This is a genomic window from Neobacillus drentensis (assembly GCF_036965645.1).
In the GTDB taxonomy this organism is placed as follows: Bacteria; Bacillota; Bacilli; order Bacillales; family Cytobacillaceae; genus Neobacillus; species Neobacillus drentensis_D.
Genome location: NZ_JBALPZ010000164.1, coordinates 362 through 872, shown reverse-complemented (window position 1 = coordinate 872; position 511 = coordinate 362). Strand labels below are relative to the sequence as shown.

Annotated in this window: 1 pseudogene; it reads right to left on the bottom strand. The window is 37.2% G+C overall.

Annotation, left to right across the window (positions count from 1 at the left end):
• Nucleotides 1-272: pseudogene (locus tag V7266_RS25575) on the bottom strand (DNA replication protein DnaD); the annotation flags it as partial.
• Nucleotides 273-511: the final 239 nt, after the last annotated feature.

Sequence of the window (511 nt, the reverse complement as noted above, 5' to 3'; positions counted from 1 at the left end):
CCCCAGTTTTTAATCGCGAGTTCTCTGGTTTCAGGATTGTAACGAATCAACTTGTGATGCGTGATAAATCGTTCCATTAACGAATGAACACTCTCAATGGAATAGCCAAGATCAAACGCCATTTGTTTTTTCGTTATTTTGTAGATTCCAATTTGAGTTGTATGTGGATTCGTTAAAAGATAAACGTAAAAATAACGATCCTCTGGCGTCATCACTTCTGAAACAATTGGATTCGTCCAAAAATCAGTACGTACCATTCTAAACTTTGCCATCTTCTACCACTGCCCTTCTTCTAATAAATTCCTTCAACTTTGATATATAGATAAATGAAGTAAATGGTCATAGGTTATCCATAAGAATGTGAATAGTTTATGACACTCCTTCATCCCCTTGTCCTTTGCGAGACCTTTATGTAAAAGCCTGCGTCTTCAACACCTCCACAATACCGAGAATGGTGAACTAACGCGAACTTCACTTTTTCTAATTTGAGGGCACTTTTAGTACATAACGA